Origin of the sequence: Streptomyces sp. NBC_00239 (assembly GCF_036194065.1) — a bacterium.
In the GTDB taxonomy this organism is placed as follows: Bacteria; Actinomycetota; Actinomycetes; order Streptomycetales; family Streptomycetaceae; genus Streptomyces.
The window spans coordinates 5,268,754-5,290,829 of record NZ_CP108095.1 but is presented as its reverse complement, the minus strand read 5'-3'; the positions used below and the strand labels follow the sequence as shown (position 1 = coordinate 5,290,829).

Genomic DNA, 22,076 nt, shown 5'->3' with positions numbered 1-22,076 from the left:
CCGGCGCCCGGGCCCGGCCCGGCAGTAGCGTGCCCGCGTGCCGTACCACGCCTCCCGCCGCGCCCTGCTCGCCGCGGCCGCCATGGCGGCCGTCACGGCCGCCGGGCCCGCCTCCGCGCCCCCTTCCGCACCCGCCCCCCGGGGCATCCGCCGGACGCCCGACGCGGCCCGGCTGCGCCGCCTGGTCGGACTGATGAGCCCGGCCGAGCAGGTCGGTCAACTGTTCGTCACCCGCGTGTACGGGCACAGTGCGACCGACCCCGACCCGGCCGACGCCCAGGCCAACCTGGCGCAGTTCGGCGTGCGCAGCGCCGCCGAGGTGGTCTCCGCCTACCACCTGGGCGGGGTCGTCTACTTCGCGTGGGCCCACAACACCCGGGACCCGGCGCAGATCGCGGGCCTCTCCGACGGCTTGCAGCGGGCCGCGCTGGCCGGGCCGGCCGGCGTCCCGCTGCTGCTGTCCACCGACCAGGAGCACGGGATCGTCGCCCGGATCGGCCGGCCCGCCACCCTGTTCCCGGGGGCGATGGCGCTCGGCGCGGCCGGTTCCGCCACCGCCGCCGGGCGGGCCGCCCGGATCGCCGGCGCGGAACTCGCCGCGCTGGGCATCCGGCAGGACTACGCGCCGGTCGCGGACGTCAACGTGAACCCGGCCAACCCGGTCATCGGCGTACGGTCGTTCGGCTCGGACCCGGCCGCGGTGGCCGCGCTGGTGGCCGCCCAGGTCCGCGGCTACCAGCGGTCCGGGGTCGCCGCGACCGCCAAGCACTTCCCGGGGCACGGCGACACCGAGACCGACAGCCACCTCGGGCTGCCGGTGATGCGGCACACCCGCGCGCAGTGGGAGGAGCTGGACGAGCCGCCGTTCCGCGCGGCCGTCGAGGCCGGCGCGGACGCGGTGATGACCGCGCACATCGTCTTCCCCGCGCTGGATCCCTCGGGGGATCCGGCCACCCTGTCCCGGCCGATCGTCACCGGCATCCTGCGCGAGCGCCTCGGCTTCCGGGGGGTGGTGGTCACCGACGCCCTCGACATGGCCGGCGTACGGCAGAAGTACGGGGACGACCGGGTGCCGGTGCTGGCCCTCAAGGCGGGCTGCGACCAGCTACTGAACCCGCCGGACCTGCGGCTGGCCGTCCGGTCCGTGCTGGCGGCGGTCCGGTCCGGGGAGCTGTCCGAGGAGCGGATCGCCGCTTCGGTCCTGCGGATCCTCACGCTGAAGGCGCGGCGCGGCCTGTTCACCGAGCCGTTCACCCGCCCCGGGCAGGTGTCCGCCCGGGTGGGCAGCCCCGCCCACCTGGCCGCGGCCGACGAGATCGCGGCCGGCACGACCACCCTGCTCGCCAACCCGGACGGCGTGCTGCCGCTCTCCCCGGCCGCCCGGCCCCGGCTGCTGGTCACCGGCGCCGACCCGGTCTCCCCGACCGGCACCACCGGCCCGCCGACGGCCGTGCTGGCCCGCGAGCTGGCCGCGCTCGGCTTCACGACGGCACTGGCGCCGACCGGCCTCGCCCCCACCGGACCGGCCGTCGCGGCGGCGGTGGCGGCCGCCCGCGGCCAGGACGCCGTGCTGGTGCTGACGTACAACGTCCCGGAGCCGGAAGGGAAGACGGACGGGAAGACGGACGGCAAGGCGGACGGCAAGGCGGACGCGGCGGCAGGCGGGACGGGAGCCGGGGCGCAGCACGCCCTGGTGCGGGAGCTCGTGGCGACGGGGGTGCCGGTGGTCGTGCTCGCGGTCCGCAACCCCTACGACGCGGCCCGGCTGCCGCGGACGGCCGCGGTGCTGGCCACGTACGCGTGGACCGATGTGGAACTGCGTGCCGCGGCCCGCGTCCTGGCCGGCCGCAGCAGCCCCGCGGGCCGGCTGCCGGTCCCTGTCTCCGGGCAGTTCCCCCTCGGCCACGGCCTGACGTACTGAGGTCCCGACGCCCGGGCGCACCGGCGTACGGGCTCGTCGGCGTACGGGCGTATTCGCTTGCGGGCGCGCCGGGTCCGGGCACGGGAAGGCCCCCGGAACCCGAACTGCCGGGTTCCGGGGGCCTCGTCGGTCTCCCTGGCGGTTACGGCCGCAGCTGCGGCTCGCGCTCCAGGTCGCGCTTGTCGAGCGTGGCGTCCGCCTTGGCCAGCGGGCGGGCCTTGGCCTCGCCCGACAGGACCGTGGCCGGGGCCACGCCCGCCCACTTGAGGATCTTCGCGGTGGCGAAGGTCTTCTGGGACTCGACGAGCTTGGCGACGTTGGCACCGTGGTTCGCGCCGGGGGCGGTCATCACGTAGCTGTCGCGGGAGCCGTAGCCGAGGTGGAAGGGCTCCGCACCCCACGGGTCGTTCTGCCCGTACACGAAGAGCATGTGGTGGGCGTTGCCGCGCACCCACTGGTCGACGTCACGCATGACCCGGGGCTGGAACTTCATCGGGATGGCGGCCGGGACGAAGTTGCGCGGCGGCTGGTAGCCGTAGCGGCTCAGGCCCTTGAGGTGCGGCTGCTTGATGTCCGGCGAACCGAGCTGGGTGCCCGCCTGGTAGTAGTACGGCGTGTACGTCTCCAGGCCCTGGTCGGTGTAGGCCGAGAAGCCGGAGATCGCGTCGACCGTGCCCCAGATCTCGTCGTCGCTCGCGGTCGCGGCGGCCGGGACGGCGGCGCAGTCGGTGAGCAGGCTGTACTGCCAGAACGCCCACGTGTAGTCCAGGACGACGGCCTCGAAGGCCTTGTCGAGGCTGCCGATGGTGTTGAAGGTCCAGCCGTTCTCGGCCGCGGCGGCCGCGTACTTGGCCTCCAGCGGCGCGCGGCGGACCAGCGCCTCGCGCTGCACCGCGTTCAGGCGGTCGCGGCACTCCTTGGTGCCGACCTTCGCGAAGAACCGGTCGTACGCCGCGTCCTCCTTGTTCACCACGTCGTTGGGCGCGACGTACGCGACGACACCGTTCATGTCGCGCGGGTAGAAGCGCTCGTAGTACGTGGCGGTCATGCCGCCCTTGCTGGCGCCGGTGGCCAGCCAGTTCTTCGGGTAGATCTTCTTCAGCGCCTTGAAGATGCGGTGCTGGTCGCTCGCGGCCTGCCAGATGTCCAGCTTGGACCAGTCGGCGGGGGCCGGGCGGGACGGCGTGAAGAAGCGGTACTCCATCGACACCTGGTTGCCGTCGATGATCGTCGTCGGCTCACTGCGCCGCGGGCTCGTGTTCACGTTGTAGCCGGACGTGAAGAACACGGTGGGGCGGTTGGTGTCCTTGTGCAGCAGCGTCAGCCGCTGCTGGAACTTGGCGCCCTTCGGGTGCCGGTGGTCCACCGGCTGGGTGTAGTTCAGTACGAAGAAGCGGTAGCCCGGGTACGGCTTCTCCTCGACGAGACTCATCCCCGGTACGGCGAGGATCTGGTCCTTGATGTCCGGGCCGTCGGCGGACCCGGCGGCGGTGGCCGCTCCGGCCGTCGCGCCGGCCACACCCACGGCACCTATGAGCACCACGAGTGACAGCAGCCATCTGAGCGCCTTGCGCATGCACCCTCCCCTTGAATTCACTGCGAACGCGGTGAAACCTAGCGGGGGCAACACGCCCGTGAACAGACCTGGTTGGCCCGGTCCGTCACTTGAGGCGGGAAAAGGAACCGGTCTGACCCGTATCCGGAATCAGCAGAGAATCCATCCGGAAGCGACAGAACCCGATGCGACCTGGCCGCGTACGAACACACAGCGACTCAAAGCGGACACGCTGACCGGCCCTGCGAGCCGCTCGAACCGGCCGCTGTCACGCACCGGAACACCGCCCCGCGGCTGGATGCTGACCATCATCTGCTGCCGCACACCGGTGCGCTTGGGCAGCGTCACCGCGCAGGCGTGGGTGCGGGTCTTGTACACGCGCACCTCACCGGTGCTGAACGGGAGGGTCTTGACGAGCCGGCCGGCGCAGCCTGACGCGGCCTGCGCCGACGTCGCGGGCAGCGCGCCCAGGGCCAGGAACAGGCCCACGGCCAGAACCCCGAGGATCCGGGCCGCCGCGCGACGTGCCGGTGTGCGGACCTTGCGGACTCCGCGGACGCTGCCGCCCCTGCCCCACGTGTCGAACACCTTTGTTCCCCTCAGCCATGTGTACCCCTCTACGACGCGCCGGGGCCCGGGATGGTTGCACGGGCCCCGGCGGGCGCCCCCGGCGGGCGGGCCGGGTCAGGCCGCCGTGGCCCGCTCGTCCTCGCCCACGCTGCCGATGAAGGTCTGCCACAGCTGCGCGTACCGGCCGCCCAGCGCGAGGAGTTCGGCGTGCGTACCGTCCTCGACGACCCGGCCGCGGTCCATGACCACCACCCGGTCGGCGCGGGCCGCGGTGGTCAGGCGGTGGGCGACCACGAGGGTGGTGCGCTTGCCCGCGAGCCGGTCGGTGGCCTGGTTGACCAGGGCCTCGGTGGCCAGGTCGAGGGCGGCGGTGGCCTCGTCGAGGAGCAGCACGTCGGGGTCGACGAGCTCGGCGCGGGCCAGCGCGATCAGCTGGCGCTGGCCAGCCGAGAGGTTGCGGCCCCGCTCGGCCACCGTGTGCAGGTAGCCGCCTTCGAGGGTGGCGATCATCTCGTGGGCGCCGACCGCGCGGGCCGCCGCCTCCACCTCTGCGTCCGTCGCGTCCGCCCGCCCGTACGCGATCGCGTCGCGCACGGTCCCGGGGAAGAGGTACGGCTCCTGCGGTACGACGCCGAGGCGGTGCCGGTAGCCGGTGAGGTCCAGCTCGCGCAGGTCGGTGCCGTCGGCGGTGACCCGGCCGCCGGTCGGGTCGTAGAACCGGGCGACCAGCTTGACGAGGGTGGACTTGCCGGCGCCGGTCTCGCCGACGAAGGCGACGGTCTGGCCCGCCGGGATCCGCAGGTCGATGCCCGAGAGGGCTTCCCCCTTCTCGCCGCGCTCCTCCGCCGTCCCGTACGCGAAGTGGACGTCCTCGAAGGCGATGTCGCCGCGTAGGGCGGTCACCGCGCGGGGCCGCTCGGCGGCCGGGGTGCTGGTGGGCTCGCGCAGCAGCTCCTGCATCCGGCCCAGCGAGACGGTCGCCTGCTGGTAGCCGTCGAACACCTGGGAGAGCTGCTGCACGGGGGCGAAGAACAGGTCGATGTAGAGGAGGTAGGCCACCAGCGCGCCGGTGGTCAGGGTGCCGGCCTCGACCCGGCCGGCACCGACGATCAGCACCGCGGCGGCGGCGCCGGACGCCAGCAGCTGGACGAACGGGAAGTACACGGATATCAGCCACTGTCCGCGGACCCGGGCCTCCCGGTAGCCGTCGCTGCGCTCCGCGAACCGGGCGGCGCCCGCGTGCTCGCGGCGGAAGGCCTGCACGATGCGCAGGCCCGCCACGGACTCCTGGAGGTCGGCGTTGACGACGCTGACCCGGTCCCGGGCCAGCTCGTACGCCCGGACGGACTTGCGGCGGAACACGATGGTGCCGATGACCAGCAGCGGCAGGGTCGCGAAGACGATGAGCGCGAGCTCCACGTCGAGGACGAGCAGTGCGATCAGGATGCCGAAGAAGGTGAAGACGGAGACGACGGCGGTGACCAGGCCGGTCTGCAGGAAGGTGCTGAGCGCGTCCACGTCGGTGGTCATCCGGGTCATGATCCGGCCGGTCAGCTCGCGCTCGTAGTAGTCGAGGCCGAGGCGCTGCAACTGGGCGAAGATCTTGACGCGCAGGGCGTACAGGACCCGCTCGCCGGTGCGGCCGGTCATCCGGGTCTCGGCGAACTGGGCGGCCCACTGGGCCATGACGACGGCCAGCGCGAGTCCGGCCGCGGCCCACACGGCGCCCAGGGCGAGCTGCTGGACGCCCTCGTCGATGCCGTGCCGGATCAGGATCGGCAGCAGCAGGCCGGCGCCCGCGTCCACGGCGACCAGGCCGAGGCTGACCGCGAGCGGGGCCCAGAAGCCGCGCAGCAGGCGGCGCAGGCCGTAGCTCTCCTCCGCGGCCGCGGCCCGGTCCTCGTCGATGCCGGGGGTGTCGTCGGCCGGCGGCAGCGCGGCGACCTGGGCGAGCAGCTCGGGGGTGGCGGGCATGCCGGCGACGGCGGCGGCCGTCGACGCGGCGCCGGGCGTCCCGGGGGCTCCGCCCGCCGGGGCGGCTCCCGCACCACCGGAAGCGGAACCCGGAGCGGAGCCGGAAGCGGAACCGGAACCGGAACCGGAGGCAGAGGAAGAGGCCGGGGCGGCTTCGCCGGGCCGGCGCCACAGCTCGGGGGTGACCCCGTCCGCGACCCGCCGCTTGGCGTTGACCGGCTCGGCGTCGATTTCCGCCTCGATCTCCAGGTCCTCCAGGTCCCGCTCCAGGTCTGCGATGACCTCGGCGTCGGATTCCGGCACCCGCGGGGAGCCGGCGGCCAGCGCGTCGGGGTCGGTGAGCAGCCTGCGGTAGAGCGCGGAGCGGCGTTCCAGCTCCTCGTGGGTGCCCACGTCGGAGAGCCGGCCGCGGTCGAGGACCGCGATCCGGTCGGCCAGCGCGAGCGTGGAGCGGCGGTGGGCGATCAGCAGGGTGGTGCGGCCGGCCATGACGGCGCGCAGCGCCTCGTGGATCTCGTGTTCGATCCGGGCGTCGACGGCGGAGGTGGCGTCGTCGAGGAGCAGCAGCCGGGGGTCGGTGAGCAGGGCGCGGGCGAGCGCGAGGCGCTGGCGCTGGCCGCCGGAGAGGGTGAGGCCGTGTTCGCCGACCTTGGTGTCGTAGCCGGCGGGCAGGGCCTCGATGAAGCCGTCCGCCTGGGCGGCGCGGGCGGCGGCCCGGATCTCGTCGTCGGTGGCGTCGGGGCGGCCGTACGCGAGGTTGGCGCGGACGGTGTCGGAGAAGAGGAAGCTGTCCTCGGGGACCAGGCCGATGGCGGCGCGCAGCGAGTCGTGGGTCAGTTCGCGCACGTCGTGGCCGCCGATCCGGACCGCGCCGCCGGTGACGTCGTAGAAGCGGGGCAGGAGCAGCGAGAGGGTGGACTTGCCGCTGCCGGAGGCGCCGACCAGGGCGACGGTCTCGCCGGCGGCGATGCTGAGCGAGAAGCCGTCCAGGACCGGCCGGACCGCCGGGGAGCCGCCCGCCGGGCCGTTGCCGGAGCTGCCGGAGCCGTCGCCGGAGCCGCCGTCGGCCGCGGAGGTCTCGCCGTCCGGCCGGGCGTAGCCGAAGGTGACGTTGTCGAACTCGACGGTGGCGGGGGCGTCGGCGGGCAGTTCGCGGGTGCCGTCGGCGATGGCGGGCTCGGTGTCGACGAGCTCCAGGACGCGTTCCACGCCGGCCCGGGCCTGCTGGCCGACGGTGAGCACCATGGCCAGCATCCGGACCGGGCCGACGAGCTGGGCGAGGTAGGTGGAGAAGGCGACGAAGGTGCCGAGGGTGACCTGGCCGCGGGTGGCCATCCAGCCGCCGAGGCCGAGCATCGCGACCTGGCCGAGGGCGGGGACGGCCTGCAGTGCGGGGGTGTAGCGGGAGTTCAGGCGGATGGTGCGCAGCCGTCCGGCGAAGAGCCGGCGGCCGGCCTCGCGGAGCTTGCCGGTCTCCTGTTCCTCCTGTCCGAAGCCCTTGACGACGCGGACGCCGGTGACGGCGCCGTCGACGACGCCGGCGACGGCCGCGGCCTGGCCCTGGGCGTACCAGGTGGCGGGGAAGAGCTTGATCCGGCTGCGCTTGGCGATGAACCAGAGGGCGGGGGCCATGGCGAGGGCGACCAGGGTGAGCAGCGGCGAGAGCCACAGCATGATCGCCAGGGATATGCCGAACAGGAGGAAGTTCCCGATGGTCATCGGGAGCATGAAGAGGAGGCCCTGGATCAGCTGGAGGTCGCTGGTGGCCCGGCCGACGACCTGCCCGGTGGACAGCTCGTCCTGGCGTCGGCCGTCGAGCCGCGCGATGGTCGCGTACATGTCGGTGCGCAGGTCGTGCTGGACGTCGAGGGCGAGGCGGCCGCCGTAGTACCGGCGGATGTACGTCATCACGTACACGAGGACCGCCGCGCCTATGAGCATCCCCGCCCAGGGGCCCATCGGCTTGCTGCGGTCGCCTATGACGTCGTCGATGATCACCTTGGTGACGAGCGGCACGAGGGCCATCACGGCCATGCCGGCCAGTGAGGAGCCGAGTGCCAGCAGCACGTTGAGCCGGTACCGCCAGGTGTACGCGGCCAGTCGCCTGGCCCATCCCTGTTGCCCGGCTGTGTCCGCCACCGCCACGTGAGCCTCCCCGTTCGTCCTGTTCTGCCGGAAGGCCCAACGCGCGGAGCTGCCGATTTCATCCCGCGGCAACAATCCGCGGGATCGGCGGGGGCGACCGGGGCAGGTGCGGGCGGGCCTGTGGACGGGGTGCGGGCCGGGCCGCGAAGGAGTGGCCGCGGCCGGGGCCGGCTACGTGTGCGTCGGGGCGAACATCTTCAGGACGGCGGGCAGCACCAGCACCGAGGGCCCCGGGGTCTTGAGCGCCCGGGCGAGGTCGGCGCGCAGGTTCTCGGGGCTGGTGGTCGCCGCCGGGACGCCGAAGGACTCGGCGAGGGCGACGAAGTCGGGGCGGGTCAGCTCGGTGCCGGCGGTGCGGCCGTCGAAGGAGTCGCTCATGTACGCGCGCAGGATGCCGTAGCCGCCGTCGTCGACGATCAGCCAGGTGACGTCCAGGTCGTGCTGGCGGGCGGTGGCCAGCTCGGCGACGGAGTACATCGAGCCGCCGTCGCCGGAGACGGCGAGGACGGGGGTGCCGGGTTCGGCGACGGCCGCGCCGAGGGCGGCGGGGAAGGCGTAGCCGAGGCCGCCGGCGCCCTGGGCGGAGTGCATGGTGTTCGGGTGCCGGGCGTCGAAGGCGGACCAGGCCCAGTAGCCGAGGATCGTCATGTCCCAGAAGGACGGGGAGCGGGGCGGCAGGGCGGCGCGGATCGCGTCGAGGAGGGACTGCTCCAGGGCGAGGTCCTGGCCGGCCAGCCGGGCCCGGATCTCCGCGAGGACGTCCCGTACCCGCTCCGGGGCCTTCGGGTCGGGGCGCTCGGCGACGGTCTCCAGCAGCGCCTGGAGGGCGAGCCGGGCGTCGGCGTGGATGCCGAGGGCGGGGTGGTTGGACTCCAGCTTGCCGAGGTCGGCCTCGATCTGGATCACCCGGCCGCCGGGCAGGAACGTGTGGTAGTTCGAGGACAGCTCGCCGAGGCCCGAGCCGACGACGAGGAGGACGTCCGCGTCCTCCAGGAAGTCGGTCATGTGGCGGTCCTCCAGCCAGGACTGGAGGGAGAGCGGGTGGGTCCAGGGGAAGGCACCCTTGCCGCCGAAGGTGGTGACGACGGGCGCGTTCAGGCGTTCCGCGAGCTGCTTCAGCTTGCCGGAGGCGTCGGCACGTACGACGCCTCCGCCCGCGATGATCACCGGGCGGGCCGCGTTCTCCAGCCAGTGGGCCGCGACCGCGGTCAGCTCGGGCCGCGGGGCGAGCTCGTGCGGGGTCGCGTCCACGCCGGTGACCTGCGGGATCACGGTCTCGGCGCGGAGCACGTCCTCGGGGATCTCCACCCACACCGGGCCGTGCGGGGCGGTCAGCGCCGATTCCCAGGCCGCCGCGATCGCGGAGGGGATCTGGGACTGGCTGCGGGCGAGGTGGACGGACTTGACCACGTCGCGGAAGGACGCGGCCTGGTCGCGCAGCTCGTGCAGGTGGCCGCGGCGGCCGCCGCCCAGGCCCGCGCTCGGGACCTGGGAGGAGATGGCGACCACCGGGGCGGAGGCGGCGGCCGCTTCCTGGAGGGCGGCCAGCGAGGTGAGCGCGCCGGGCCCGGTGGAGAGGAACAGCGGGGCCGCCTCGCCGGTGATGCGGCCGTAGGCGTCGGCGGCGAAGCCCGCGTTGTTCTCCACCCGGAGCCCGATCAGCCGCAGGTCGGAGCGCCCGACCGCGTCGAAGACGCCGAGCGCGTGCTGGCCCGGCAGCCCGAAGACGGTGGTGGCGCCCAGGCTGCGGAGGGTCTCCACGACCAGGTCCCCGCCCGTGCGGCCCGGCGGCGGCGCCAGTGCGGCGGCCGTCTGTGCCTCGGTGGGACGGAGAACCAGGTCGTGGTCGTGCGTCACGCTCGTACGCGCCCTTCGTGCGGGTGGTGCCTGCCGTGCGCCGCCGCGCCGTGCCCGGCGGCCCTGCTCAGCGGCCCGGTGGTCACCGGTCCTGTGCTCAGCCCTGCCGGGACGCGGCGATCTGGCGGCTCATGATCGTGGTCAGCTCGTACGCGGTGTGCGAGGCCGCGACGGAGGTGATCTCGGCGTGATCGTACGCCGGAGCGACCTCGACCACGTCCGCGGAGACGAGGTTGCAGGAGGACAGGCCGCGGATGATCTCCAGCAGCTCGCGGGAGGTCATGCCGCCCGCCTCGGGCGTGCCGGTGCCGGGCGCGTGCGCCGGGTCCAGGACGTCGATGTCGATGGAGATGTACAGCGGGCGGTCGCCGATGCGCTGGCGCAGCTGGTCGGCGACCTCGTCGGCGCCGCGGCGGTAGACGTCCGCGGAGGTGACGATGCCGAAGCCCATCTTGGCGTCGTCGTCGAGGTCCTGCTTGCCGTAGAGCGGGCCGCGGGTGCCGACGTGGGAGAGCGCCTCGGTGTCGAGGATGCCCTCTTCCACCGCGCGGCGGAACGGCGTGCCGTGCGTGTACTCGGCGCCGAAGTAGGTGTCCCAGGTGTCGAGGTGCGCGTCGAAGTGCAGGAGCGCGACCGGGCCGTGCTTCTTGGCGACCGAGCGCAGCAGCGGCAGGGCGATGGTGTGGTCGCCGCCGAGGGTCATCAGGCGGGAGCCGGCGCCGAGCAGCTCGTCGGCCGCGGCCTCGACGGTCTCGACGGCCTCGTTGATGTTGAAGGGGTTCACCGCGATGTCGCCGGCGTCCGCGACCTGCGCCAGGGCGAAGGGGGAGGCGTCCTGGGCCGGGTTGTACGGGCGCAGCAGGCGGGAGGCCTCGCGGATGGCGTTGCCGCCGAAGCGGGCGCCGGGGCGGTAGGAGACACCGGAGTCGAAGGGCACACCGACCACGGCGACGTCGGCGGAGCCGACCTCGTCCAGGCGGGGCAGGCGGGCGAAGGTGGCCGGTCCGGCGTACCGCGGGATGCGGGAGGAGTCGACGGGTCCGCGCGGCTGCTGCTCGGTGCTCATGGGGTGGTGACCCTTCTGTCGGAAGTGCGGTCCTTCGAGCGTAGGCCGCGCCGCCGCGCGCCGCGAAGTGTACGTTTCATCCCTGGACGCCCTTCTCTATGTACGGAGTATCCATGGCGGAGCTGCCTCCCTCGGACCCGGTCGCGCTGGCGGCCCTGCTCGCCGTGCCCGAGCTGGGGCTGCGCCGGCTGGCCGGCCCGGCCGACGCCGACGTGCACGGGGTGCACGCCTCGGAGATGGCGGACCCGTCCCCGTACCTGCTGGGCGGCGAGCTGCTGCTGACGGCGGGCGCGGAACTCGGCGGCGACCCGGAGGCGTACGTGGCGCGGCTGGTGGCGGCCGGGGCGGCGGGGCTGGGGTTCGGCGTGGCGCCGGTGCACGAGGAGGTCCCGGCGGGCCTGGTCGCGGCCTGCGCCCGCCAGGGGCTGGCACTGCTGGAGGTGCCTCAGCCGACCCCGTTCACGGCGGTGGCGCGGACCGTCTGGCGGCTGATGGCGGAGGCGCGGACCCGGGAGCTGCGGCGGGTGGCGGAGGCACAGCAGTCCCTCGCCGCGGCCGCGTCCCGGCCGGACCCGGTGCCGGCGGTGCTGGCCCGACTGGCGGCCGTCCTGCACGGGCACGTGCTGCTGACGGCCCCGGACGGCGGCCGGCGCACGGCCGGGCGGGCGGTCCCGGACGAGGTGGCGGCGGCGCTGGACGCGCTGACCGGCCGGCCGGCCGCACCGGGCCCGGCCACCGCCACGGACACCCGGGCGGGATGGCAGCTGTCGGCGTACGCACTGGGCCGCCCGGCCGACGACGCCCGCGGGGCGGTCCTGGCGCTGGCCGCGCCCGCCCGGGCGCCCGGGGACCACGCGCTGGCCTCGGCCGCCGCCGTGCTGCTGGCCCTGCTCACCGCGCCCCGGGCTGCGGGGGCCGGGGCGGAGGGCGCGGCACTGACCCGGCTGCTGCTGGACGGGAGCCCGGCCGAGGCGGCCGCGGCGCTCGGGCCGGGGCCGTGGACCGTGGTGCACGCGCTGCCCGCCGGCGTCCGGGATCCGGCGCCGCTGGCGGCGGCGCTGGGCACGGCGCTCATGGACGCCGAGGCGGCCCGGCCGGTCGTACGGCTGATCGTGGCGGGCGAGCCGGGGCCGCAGCCGGGCTGGACGCTGGGGCTGAGCGCGCCCTCGGCGCTGGCGGAGCCGGCCGTCGCCGACGCGCAGGCCGCCCGGGCGCTGCGCCGGGCCAGGGGCGCGCGCACCGCGCTGGCCCGGCACTCCGCGGGGGCCGGGATCGACGCGCTGGTCGACGGGGCGGAGGCGCGGGCGCACGCGGCGGCGGTGCTGGCGCCGCTCGGGCCGGACCTCGCCGAGACGCTGCGCACCTGGCTGGCGCAGCACGGCAGCTGGGACCGTACGGCGACCGCGCTCGGCGTGCACCGGAACACGGTCCGCCAGCGCATCGCGCGCTGCGCGGCCCTGCTGGGCGCCGACCTGGACGACCCGGACGTACGGATGGAGCTGTGGTTCGCCCTGCGCCATGCCGAAGCCGCCGGGCCTTCCTGAGGCCGGGGGCGCCGTGGGGGCGTCGGAGGGGCGGCGCGTCACCGCCGCCCCCGCCCACTGCCTCACGGGTTGGCGGTCACCTCGAAACCGGCGCCGAAGACGTCCGCGGGGTCGGCGGCGTCCCGGGCGCGCAGGTCGGCCAGGATGTTCGCCGAGCTGGTGTACACGTACCAGGGGTACGAGATGATCATCCCCTTGGTGATGCCGGCCCAGGGTCCCTCGGCCTGGTAGCCGTTGGCCTCCGAGGGATAGGCCGTTCCCGGCACGTGCCAGATCGTCGGCCCGCCGGAGTCGCCCGCCTGGTGCTGGGGGTGGGCCTGGTACACGCCCTGGGAGTTGTTGGTGATCCGCCCATACCAGATGCCCAACTGGCCGGATACGACCAGCTCGTTGTTGTTGAACCAGGCCGCGCCGAGCAGCCGCTCACTGTTCAGGGCCGGGCTGAGGGCATTGGGGCTGGGGGTCCCGCCGGGCACCTCCAGCACGCCGGTCTGCTTCAGGGTCGGCCCCTGCGAGGACAGGGTCACCTCCGGGACCAGCTCGATGACCATGTAGTCCTTGGTGACGTGACCGGTCATCGACCCCTCGGGGTCCTTGAAGTAGCGCACCCAGCCGATGGGTCCCCAGCCGATGTCCTGCCGGTGGTAGACGGGGAGGACGTTCTCGCGCAGCTCTCGGTCGGCGTGTTCGTAGTAGCCGTTGCCGCAGTGCCCGGCGGAGATGGCTATCCTCCGCCCGTAGTCGTCGTTGCCGACGGCCCCGATGGTGCAGAAGCTGTTGGGGGTTGAGGCGTTGAACACGATCTGCATCGCGTTGTGGACGCGCTTCGCCGTCCTGGGTCCCTCCGCGCTCGCGGCCTGGGCCGTACCCAGGCCGAGCGTCACGGTGGCCGCCATGGCTGCCGCAAGGCTGATCAGCCGTCTGATCATGAGAGGTTCCTGTTCTGCCGGGGGACGGGACGGGAATCGAGTCAACCCGCGGGATCGGGCGCCGCAGAAGGGGTTATCCGGACACCGCGGCGGGCTCCGGGGAGGCTTGAGTCGGGCTCCGGCGGACGCGCGGGGTCGTCCGGTACACCGGTCCGTGACAGGTGGCGCCGGAGTGTGCCGGACCCCACTCTGGACACGACAGACAACCCACCGGTAACTTAATCTGAGCAAGCGCTTAGCCAGAGGCGGCGGACCGCCGCGACGAAAGGAGCCGGCCCGTGCGCCGTACGGTATTCAACGAGGACCACGAAGCGTTCCGCGAGACCATCCGCGCCTTCATCGAGGCCGAGGTCGTCCCGGTCTACGACGAGTGGTTCGCGGCCGGCCAGGCGCCGCGCGACTTCTACTACAAGCTCGGCGAGCTGGGCATCTTCGGCATCAACGTGCCCGAGGAATTCGGCGGCGCGGGCCTGGACACCCACAAGTTCGAGGCCGTCCTCTACGAGGAGACCTCCCGCGCGGGCGTCAACTTCGGCGGCTCCGGCGTGCACGTGCTGCTCGCCCTGCCGTACATCAAGATGCTCGCCAACGACGAGCAGAAGAAGCGCTACCTCGAGAAGTTCGTCACCGGCGAGGAGATGTGGGCCCTCGCGATGACCGAGCCGGGCACCGGCTCCGACGTCGCGGGCATGAAGACCACCGCCAAGCTCTCCGAGGACGGCACCCACTACGTCCTCAACGGCGCCAAGACCTTCATCACCGGTGGCGTGCACGCCGACCGCGTGATCGTCTGCGCCCGCACCTCCGCCCCGACGGCCGAGGACCGCCGCTTCGGCATCTCGCTCTTCGCCGTGGACACCAAGTCCGAGGGCTACTCGATCGGCCGCAAGCTCGACAAGCTGGGCCTGCGCACCTCCGACACCGCCGAGCTGGCGTTCGTCGACGTCAAGGTCCCGGTCGAGGACCTGCTCGGCGAGGAGAACAAGGGCTTCTACTACCTCGGCGCGAACCTGCCCTCCGAGCGCTGGGGCATCGCCTTCGGCGCGTACGCGCAGGCCAAGGCCGCCGTCCGGTTCGCCCAGGAGTACGTCACCGAGCGCACCGTCTTCGGCAAGCCGGTCGCGCACTTCCAGAACACCAAGTTCGAGCTGGCCGCCTGCCAGGCCGAGGTGGACGCCGCCGAGGCCGTCGCCGACCGCGCCCTGGAGGCGCTGGACGCCGGCGAGCTGACCGCCGCCGAGGCCGCGTCCGCGAAGCTGTTCTGCACCGAGGTCGCGCACCGCGTCATCGACAAGTGCCTCCAGCTGCACGGCGGCTACGGCTACATGAACGAGTACCCGATCGCCCGCCTGTACGCCGACAACCGCGTCAACCGGATCTACGGCGGCACCAGCGAGGTCATGAAGTCCATCATCGCCAAGTCCATGGGCCTGTAAGTCCCCTTGAACGAAGCGCTCACGGATCTCCTCGATCTGCTCGACCTGGAGCAGATCGAGGAGAACATCTTCCGCGGCACGAGCCGGACCTCCCTCGTGCCGCGCGTCTTCGGCGGCCAGGTCGCGGCGCAGGCCCTCGTCGCGGCCGGCCGGACCGTGCCCGCCGACCGGACCGCGCACTCGCTGCACTCGTACTTCCTGCGGACCGGCGACGCGGGCGCACCCATCGTGTACTCCGTCGACCGGATCCGCGACGGCCGCTCCTTCACCACCCGCCGGGTGGTCGCCGTGCAGCACGGGCAGCCGATCTTCCACCTCTCCGCGTCCTTCCAGACGCACGAGGAGGGGCTGGACCACCAGGCGCAGATGCCCGCGGCACCGGACCCCGAGTCCCTCCCCACGGCCGCGGCGGACCTCCCGCGGTACCGGGAGCTGTTCCGCGATCCGGGCACCGTCGAGCGGCTGCTCGCCGCCCGCGCCGCGGTGGACCTGCGGTACGCGACGACCCCGCCGTGGGGCAGCATCGGCGAACCGGTGGAACCGCGCTCCCAGGTCTGGTTCCGGACCCAGGGCAAGCTCGCCGACGATCCGCTCCTGCACACCTGCCTGGCCACGTACGTCTCCGACATGACCCTGCTCGACTCGGTGCTGCTCGCGCACGGCCGGGGCGGCTGGGCGGTGGGCGACGTGGTGGGCGCCTCGCTGGACCACGCGATGTGGTTCCACCGGCCGTTCCGCGCGGACGAATGGCTGCTGTACGACCAGGAGTCGCCGTCGGCGCACGGCGGCCGGGGACTGGGCCAGGCCCGCATCTACACGCAGGACGGGCAGCTCGCGATCACCGTCATCCAGGAGGGTGTCGTTCGCGTCCCCCGGTGAACTCCGGACACACCGTCACCGCCCACCGATCCCTAAGGCCTCCCTTCCGGACGGGCCGGACAGGCCGGGAGGCCGGGAGGCCGGAGGGGCCGGAGAGGCCGGAGAGGCCGGACGGGCCTGACAGGCCGGAGGGGCCGGGGCCGGCCCGGTCAGTCCCACCAGAAGGTCCACCCGTCCGCGCCGCGCAGCTCCGGGGCGTAGTCGCGGATGCTGCCCGCGCCCTGCCAGATGTTGTCGGGGCAGAAGGCGAAGTGCTCGGCGGCCAAGGCGAGGGCGCCGGCCGAGGTGCGGGGCGGTGCGGCGACCGAGAGCACCAGGTAGTCGAAGCCCATGGCGACGACGCGGGCGCCGTACCGGTCCTCCCACGAGCGCAGCACCGCGCTCAGCAGGGCGGTGTCGTTCTCGTAGTTGGTGGGCCCGGTCCAGCCGGCGGCCGTCGGTATGTCGGCGGACCGGCCGGCCGGGACCAGGGCGAGCCGGGGCGGCTTCGGCCCGCCTTCGGCGATCAGCTCGTCCGCCGCGCCGGCCGCGGCCCGCGCCGGATCGCCGCCCGCCGGGCCCGGCTCGGCGAGTCCGGCCCAGCTGCGGCCGAACGGCGCGATCAGCCCGGCGCCGTCCTCGCCGTCGCCCTCTTCCTCGTCCGGGACGACCCGCGCCCAGTTCTCGCGGAGCACCACCTCGGCGTGGTGGTCGTCGGGGGCGGACATCCGGCCGGGACGGAACGACTCCTCGTGCGTCCACCACCCCGGCCCCCACGGGCCGTCGTCGGCGAGCAGCACCGGAAGCAGCCCGGCGGACCGCGCCGGCTCCCCGTACCGCGCCCAGTCGCCGGGTCCGGCCGGCGCGTCGCCGACCCACATCAGGGGGCGTCCGGCGGGCCCGATCAGGGTGCCCGCAGGGAGTTCGGACAGGGGGAACGAAGGCGTGCCAGGCGTCGTCATGCGGCCGAACCTAACCCCCGGCACTGACAACGCCGTTCGGGCCGGCTCAGCCCTGCGGCAGGCCCGCCGCGGCGAGCAGGTACGCCACCATCGGGTCGTAGAAACGCGGGTCCCGGACGTGGTCGTCGAGGGGGACGACCACCTCGACGGTGCCCTCGTGCTCGCCGAGGAAGAGCGCCGGGTCGTTGGAGTCCGCGTAGCCGACGGCGTCCAGGCCGCGCTGCGCCGCGCAGCCCGCCCAGCCGTGGTCGGCGACCACCAGGTCGGGCTGCGGCCGGCCGGCCGCGGCGAGGCCGTCGAGGATCGCGGCCATCGGATACGGCGAATGGGTGTGCCACAGGGTCGCGCCGCGCTCCTGGACGGCCACGTCCGCGAACTGCCAGACGGAGCCCTCGTCGGCGTGCAGGCCGGGCGGGATCACCACGATCTCGCAGCCGGCCGCCCGCAGCGCCGCCGCGGTGGCCCGGTGGACGTCGAGCAGGCCGCCGGGGTGCCCGGTGGCCAGCAGGACGGACTGGCGGTCCACGGCCGCCTTGCGCAGCCGGGCCGCCATCCGCTCCAGGCCGTCCACGGTCAGCTCGGGGTCGATGGTGTCCTGGCCGAACCGGAACGCCGGGTCGTCGATGACCCCGCAGCGTTCGGCCATGACGGCGAGCACGTCCTGCTCGTCGGCCCAGCGGTCGCCCAGCTCCAGGCCCAGCCAGTAGTGGCGGTCGCCGTTGGCGAGCTTGCGGTAGTGGCTCAGGTTGTTTTCCCGCGGGGTCGCGACATCGCCGGCGATGCGCGTGCGGACGAGGTGCTCGATCAGGGCGGCGCGGCTGGGTATCGGCATGGCGCCCATTCTGCCGCCGTCCGCGCGGAGGCGGGCGATCCGTTCCGCCGGTCGGACAGCCGCCCGCCACCGCCCGCCGTCCGGCCGCTCGACGGGCCGGACGGCAGGGCGGTCAGCGGGCCGGTCAGTCGGAGAGCGCGCCGAAGGCCCCGTGCGCCAGGCGGCGCAGCAGCCCCTCGGCCGCGTCCCGCCCCGGCAGCCCGGCCCCGGGCGCGGCCCCGAGGTGCGGGGTCGAGTTCAGCAGCCCGAAGACGGCGTGCACGGCGGACCGGGCCTCGGACTCGGGCGCCGCCGGGTGCAGCTGCCGTACGACGTCCACCCACAGCTCGACGTACTGCCGCTGGAGCTGGCGCACCAGCTTGCGGTCCTCGTCGCGGAGCCGGTCCAGTTCGCGGTCGTGCAGGGTGATCAGGGGCCGGTCGTCGAGCGCGAAGTCGATGTGCCCGTCGATGAGCGAGGCGAGCACGGCGACCGGGTCGCCCGCGGCCTCGGCGACCCGGTAGCGGCCACCGGTCAGCAGCCGCTCGCTGATGCCGACGAGCAGCTCGGCCAGCATGGCGTCCTTGCCCGCGAAGTGCCGGTAGAGGCCGGGACCGCTGATGCCGACCGCGGCCCCTATCTCGTCCACGCCCACGCCGTGGAACCCGCGCTCGGCGAAGAGGCGGGCAGCCTCCCTGAGGATCTGCTCGCGGCGGGTGGGCGCGGCGGCTCTGGTGGTGCTCATGGGAATTCATTCTAGACAGGGCTGTTAGCGCTCGTTAACCTAATGCCAGCGTTAACGCTCATTAACCGCATGAACCGAGCAAGGGAGCTCTGGGGATGCAGCAGGCACCAGTGCTGACGAGCGCCGCGGACCCGGCCTCCGCGGCCTGGCAGGCGAACGAGACCGCCCACCAGGAGCTCGCGGACGGGCTGCGGGCCCGGCTGGAGGCCGCCCGCGAGGGCGGCGGCGAGAAGGCCCGCGCCCGGCACACCGCACGCGGGAAGCTCCTCCCCCGCGACCGCGTCGACACGCTCCTCGACCCCGGGTCGCCGTTCCTGGAGCTGGCTCCGCTGGCCGCCGACGGCATGTACGGGGGCGCGGCCCCGGCCGCCGGCGTGATCGCGGGCATCGGCCGGGTCAGCGGCCGCGAGTGCGTGATCGTGGCCAACGACGCCACCGTCAAGGGCGGCACGTACTACCCGATGACGGTCAAGAAGCACCTGCGCGCCCAGGAGGTGGCGCTGGAGAACCGGCTGCCCTGCCTCTACCTGGTCGACTCGGGCGGCGCCTTCCTGCCCATGCAGGACGAGGTGTTCCCGGACCGCGAGCACTTCGGCCGGATCTTCTACAACCAGGCCCGCATGTCGGGCGCGGGCATCCCGCAGATCGCGGCCGTCCTCGGCTCCTGCACGGCCGGCGGCGCGTACGTCCCGGCGATGAGCGACGAGGCCGTCATCGTCCGCAACCAGGGCACGATCTTCCTTGGCGGGCCGCCGCTGGTGAAGGCCGCCACCGGCGAAGTGGTGACCGCCGAGGAGCTCGGCGGCGGCGAGGTGCACTCCCGGACCTCCGGCGTCACCGACCACCTCGCGGAGGACGACGCGCACGCGCTGCGGATCGTCCGCAACATCGTGGCCACCCTCCCCGCCCGCGGCCCGCTGCCGTGGTCGGTCGAGACGCCCGAGGAGCCCAAGGCGGACCCGGCGGGGCTGTACGGCGCGGTGCCGGTGGACTCCCGTACGCCGTACGACGCCCGCGAGATCATCGCCCGGATCGTGGACGGCTCGCGCTTCCAGGAGTTCAAGTCCGAGTACGGCCAGACGCTGGTGACCGGCTTCGCCCGGATCCACGGCCACCCGGTCGGCATCGTCGCCAACAACGGCATCCTGTTCTCCGAATCCGCCCAGAAGGGCGCCCACTTCATCGAGCTGTGCGACCAGCGCGGCATCCCCCTGGTGTTCCTCCAGAACATCTCCGGCTTCATGGTCGGCCGGGACTACGAGGCCGGCGGCATCGCCAAGCACGGCGCGAAGATGGTGACGGCCGTGGCCTGCACCCGCGTCCCCAAGCTGACCGTGGTCGTGGGCGGTTCCTACGGCGCGGGCAACTACTCGATGTGCGGGCGCGCCTATTCACCGCGGTTCCTGTGGATGTGGCCGAACGCCAAGATCTCCGTGATGGGCGGCGAGCAGGCCGCCTCGGTGCTGGCGACGGTCAAGCGCGACCAGCTGGAGGCCCGCGGCGAGTACTGGTCGCAGGACGACGAGGAGGCCTTCAAGGACCCGGTCCGCTCCCAGTACGACCAGCAGGGCAGCGCCTACTACGCCACCGCCCGGCTGTGGGACGACGGTGTGATCGACCCCCTGGAAACCCGGCAGGTGCTGGGCCTGGCCCTGACGGCCTGCGGCAACGCCCCGCTGGGCGATCCGGCCTTCGGCATCTTCCGCATGTGAGGACCCTTTTCATGTCTTCGATGTTCAGCACGGTCCTGGTGGCGAACCGGGGCGAGATCGCGGTCCGTGTGATCCGCACCCTGCGCGAGCTGGGGGTGCGTTCGGTGGCCGTGTTCAGCGACGCCGACGCCGACGCCCGGCACGTACGGGAAGCGGACACCGCGGTCCGGATCGGCCCGGCGGCGGCCGCGGAGAGCTACCTGTCGGTCGAGCGGCTGCTGGAGGCCGCCGCCCGCACCGGCGCCCAGGCGGTCCACCCCGGATACGGCTTCCTCGCGGAGAACGCGGCCTTCGCGGCCGCCTGCGAGGCCGCCGGCCTGGTCTTCATCGGCCCGCCCGCCTCGGCGATCTCCCTGATGGGCGACAAGATCCGGGCGAAGGAGACGGTGAAGGCGGCGGGCGTGCCCGTGGTCCCCGGCTCCTCCGGCAGCGGCCTGTCCGACGCCGAACTGGCCGCGGCCGCGGCCGAGATCGGCATGCCGGTCCTGCTCAAGCCCTCGGCGGGCGGCGGCGGCAAGGGCATGCGGCTGGTGCGCGAGGCGGGCGTGCTCGCCGAGGAGATCGCGGCGGCCCGCCGCGAGGCCCGGTCCTCGTTCGGCGACGACACCCTGCTCGTGGAGCGTTGGGTCGACCGGCCGCGGCACATCGAGATCCAGGTGCTGGCCGACTCCCACGGGAACGTCGTGCACCTCGGCGAGCGCGAGTGCTCCCTCCAGCGCCGCCACCAGAAGATCATCGAGGAGGCGCCCAGCGTCCTGCTCACCCCGGAGATCCGCGAGGCGATGGGCGCGGCGGCCGTTCAGGCGGCACGTTCCTGCGGCTATGTCGGCGCGGGCACCGTGGAGTTCATCGTCCCCGGCGGCGACCCCTCCTCGTACTACTTCATGGAGATGAACACCCGCCTCCAGGTCGAGCACCCGGTGACCGAGCTGGTGACCGGACTGGACCTGGTGGAGCTCCAGCTGCGGGTCGCGGCGGGCGGCGAACTGCCCGTCACCCAGGCGGACATCGTGCTGAACGGGCACGCGGTCGAGGCCCGGATCTGCGCGGAGGACCCGGCCCGCGGCTTCCTGCCGTCCGGCGGCACGGTCCTGGCCCTCGACGAGCCCACCGGCCCCTCGGTCCGTACGGACTCCGGCCTGAGCGCGGGCTCCGAGGTCGGCAGCACCTACGACCCGATGCTCTCCAAGGTGATCGCGTGGGGCCCGGACCGGGCCTCGGCGCTGCGCACCCTGCGGGCCGCCCTCGCGCGGAACACCGTGCTGGGCGTGGCGACCAACACCGGCTTCCTGCGCCGCCTGCTGGACCACCCCGACGTGGTCTCCGGCGACCTGGACACCGGCCTCGTGGAGCGCGAGATCGACGGGCTGCTCCCCGACGGGGTGCCGGCCGAGGTGTTCGAGGCGGCCGCGGCGGTCCGCGAGCACGCCATGGCCCCGGCCCGGACCGGCGGCTGGACCGACCCGTTCGACGTCCCGAGCGGCTGGCGCCTGGGCGGCACCCCGGCCCCGCTCGCCCACTGGTTCCGCCTGTCCGGCCAGGATCCGGTGCGGTACGAGGCCCAGGAGCGCACCCGGCACCGGGTGGCGGGCGACCGGGTCTCGGTCACCGTGGCCGGCGTCGTGCACACCTTCACGTACGTCCGCAGCGCCGAGGGGGTCTGGCTCGGCCGGGACGGGGACACCTGGCACGTCCAGGACCACGACCCGGTCGCGGCGAGCCTCGGCGGTGCCCGGCACGGCGGCGCCGACACCCTCGCGGCTCCGATGCCCGGCACCGTCACGGTGGTGAAGGTGTCCGTCGGGGAGGAGGTGGCCAAGGGCCAGAGCCTGCTGGTCGTCGAGGCCATGAAGATGGAGCACGTCATCTCCGCCCCGCACGCCGGCACCGTCACCGAGCTCGACGTGACCCCCGGCACCACCGTGGCCATGGACCAGGTGCTCGCCGTCGTCACCCCGCACGACGCCGACGAGGAGGAGTCGAAGTGAGCG

The 22,076-nt window shown here is 73.9% G+C and carries 15 protein-coding genes; 6 read left to right on the top strand and 9 right to left on the bottom strand.

All coding sequences use genetic code 11. The features are described 5' to 3' along the window. Positions 1–37: 37 nt before the first annotated feature. Positions 38–1,921 (top strand): glycoside hydrolase family 3 protein, encoded by a 1,884-nt coding sequence (locus tag OG764_RS23295; protein ID WP_328970360.1) that lies wholly within the window; start codon positions 38–40, stop codon positions 1,919–1,921. A 142-nt stretch (positions 1,922–2,063) separates the two neighbouring features. Here the strand turns inward: OG764_RS23295 and OG764_RS23290 are convergent, their stop codons facing one another. The 5 genes from OG764_RS23290 to speB all read right to left on the bottom strand — a co-directional run bounded on the left by OG764_RS23290 (position 2,064) and on the right by speB (position 11,088). Next, the gene (locus OG764_RS23290; protein ID WP_328970359.1) at positions 2,064–3,497 is read right to left on the bottom strand and encodes an aminopeptidase; all 1,434 of its coding nucleotides are present in this window, start codon (positions 3,495–3,497) and stop codon (positions 2,064–2,066) included. A 129-nt stretch (positions 3,498–3,626) separates the two neighbouring features. Next, entirely contained in the window at positions 3,627–4,064 is a 438-nt protein-coding gene (locus OG764_RS23285; protein WP_328970358.1) for a hypothetical protein, read from the bottom strand. 96 nt (positions 4,065–4,160) lie between these two features. Continuing rightward, positions 4,161–8,165 (bottom strand): ABC transporter ATP-binding protein, encoded by a 4,005-nt coding sequence (locus OG764_RS23280; protein ID WP_328970357.1) that lies wholly within the window; start codon positions 8,163–8,165, stop codon positions 4,161–4,163. A 171-nt stretch (positions 8,166–8,336) separates the two neighbouring features. Then, positions 8,337–10,022: a thiamine pyrophosphate-binding protein gene (locus OG764_RS23275; RefSeq protein ID WP_328970356.1), complete on the bottom strand. Its 1,686-nt coding sequence runs from the start codon at positions 10,020–10,022 to the stop codon at positions 8,337–8,339. Between the two features lie 97 nt (positions 10,023–10,119). Beyond that, the gene (speB, locus tag OG764_RS23270) at positions 10,120–11,088 is read right to left on the bottom strand and encodes an agmatinase (RefSeq protein ID WP_328970355.1); all 969 of its coding nucleotides are present in this window, start codon (positions 11,086–11,088) and stop codon (positions 10,120–10,122) included. Positions 11,089–11,201: 113 nt separating this feature from the next. Here speB and OG764_RS23265 point away from each other — a divergent pair, with 113 nt between their 5' ends. Then, positions 11,202–12,632, top strand: a complete 1,431-nt coding sequence (locus OG764_RS23265; RefSeq protein WP_328970354.1) for a PucR family transcriptional regulator — start codon at positions 11,202–11,204, stop codon at positions 12,630–12,632. Between the two features lie 62 nt (positions 12,633–12,694). Here the strand turns inward: OG764_RS23265 and OG764_RS23260 are convergent, their stop codons facing one another. Then, positions 12,695–13,561, bottom strand: coding sequence for a hypothetical protein (locus OG764_RS23260; RefSeq protein WP_328970353.1), 867 nt, complete (start codon positions 13,559–13,561; stop codon positions 12,695–12,697). 278 nt (positions 13,562–13,839) lie between these two features. Here OG764_RS23260 and OG764_RS23255 point away from each other — a divergent pair, with 278 nt between their 5' ends. Further along, positions 13,840–14,997 (top strand): acyl-CoA dehydrogenase family protein, encoded by a 1,158-nt coding sequence (locus OG764_RS23255; RefSeq protein ID WP_328970352.1) that lies wholly within the window; start codon positions 13,840–13,842, stop codon positions 14,995–14,997. Positions 14,998–15,003: 6 nt separating this feature from the next. Beyond that, positions 15,004–15,876 carry an acyl-CoA thioesterase II gene (gene tesB, locus OG764_RS23250; protein WP_328970351.1) on the top strand — a complete coding sequence of 291 codons (873 nt, stop codon included), beginning with the start codon at positions 15,004–15,006 and terminating at the stop codon, positions 15,874–15,876. 149 nt (positions 15,877–16,025) lie between these two features. Here the strand turns inward: tesB and OG764_RS23245 are convergent, their stop codons facing one another. The 3 genes from OG764_RS23245 to OG764_RS23235 all read right to left on the bottom strand — a co-directional run bounded on the left by OG764_RS23245 (position 16,026) and on the right by OG764_RS23235 (position 18,373). Then, entirely contained in the window at positions 16,026–16,817 is a 792-nt protein-coding gene (locus OG764_RS23245) for a DUF4253 domain-containing protein (protein WP_328970350.1), read from the bottom strand. A 46-nt stretch (positions 16,818–16,863) separates the two neighbouring features. Further along, a complete protein-coding gene (locus tag OG764_RS23240) occupies positions 16,864–17,649 on the bottom strand; it encodes a phosphatase (RefSeq protein ID WP_328970349.1) in 786 nt (261 codons plus the stop codon). 124 nt (positions 17,650–17,773) lie between these two features. Then, positions 17,774–18,373 carry an SACE_7040 family transcriptional regulator gene (locus OG764_RS23235; protein ID WP_328970348.1) on the bottom strand — a complete coding sequence of 200 codons (600 nt, stop codon included), beginning with the start codon at positions 18,371–18,373 and terminating at the stop codon, positions 17,774–17,776. 95 nt (positions 18,374–18,468) lie between these two features. Between OG764_RS23235 and OG764_RS23230 the strand changes: the two genes are divergently transcribed. Further along, positions 18,469–20,085 (top strand): carboxyl transferase domain-containing protein, encoded by a 1,617-nt coding sequence (locus tag OG764_RS23230; RefSeq protein WP_328970347.1) that lies wholly within the window; start codon positions 18,469–18,471, stop codon positions 20,083–20,085. A 20-nt stretch (positions 20,086–20,105) separates the two neighbouring features. Beyond that, positions 20,106–22,073, top strand: coding sequence for an acetyl/propionyl/methylcrotonyl-CoA carboxylase subunit alpha (locus tag OG764_RS23225; protein ID WP_328973134.1), 1,968 nt, complete (start codon positions 20,106–20,108; stop codon positions 22,071–22,073). Positions 22,074–22,076: the final 3 nt, after the last annotated feature.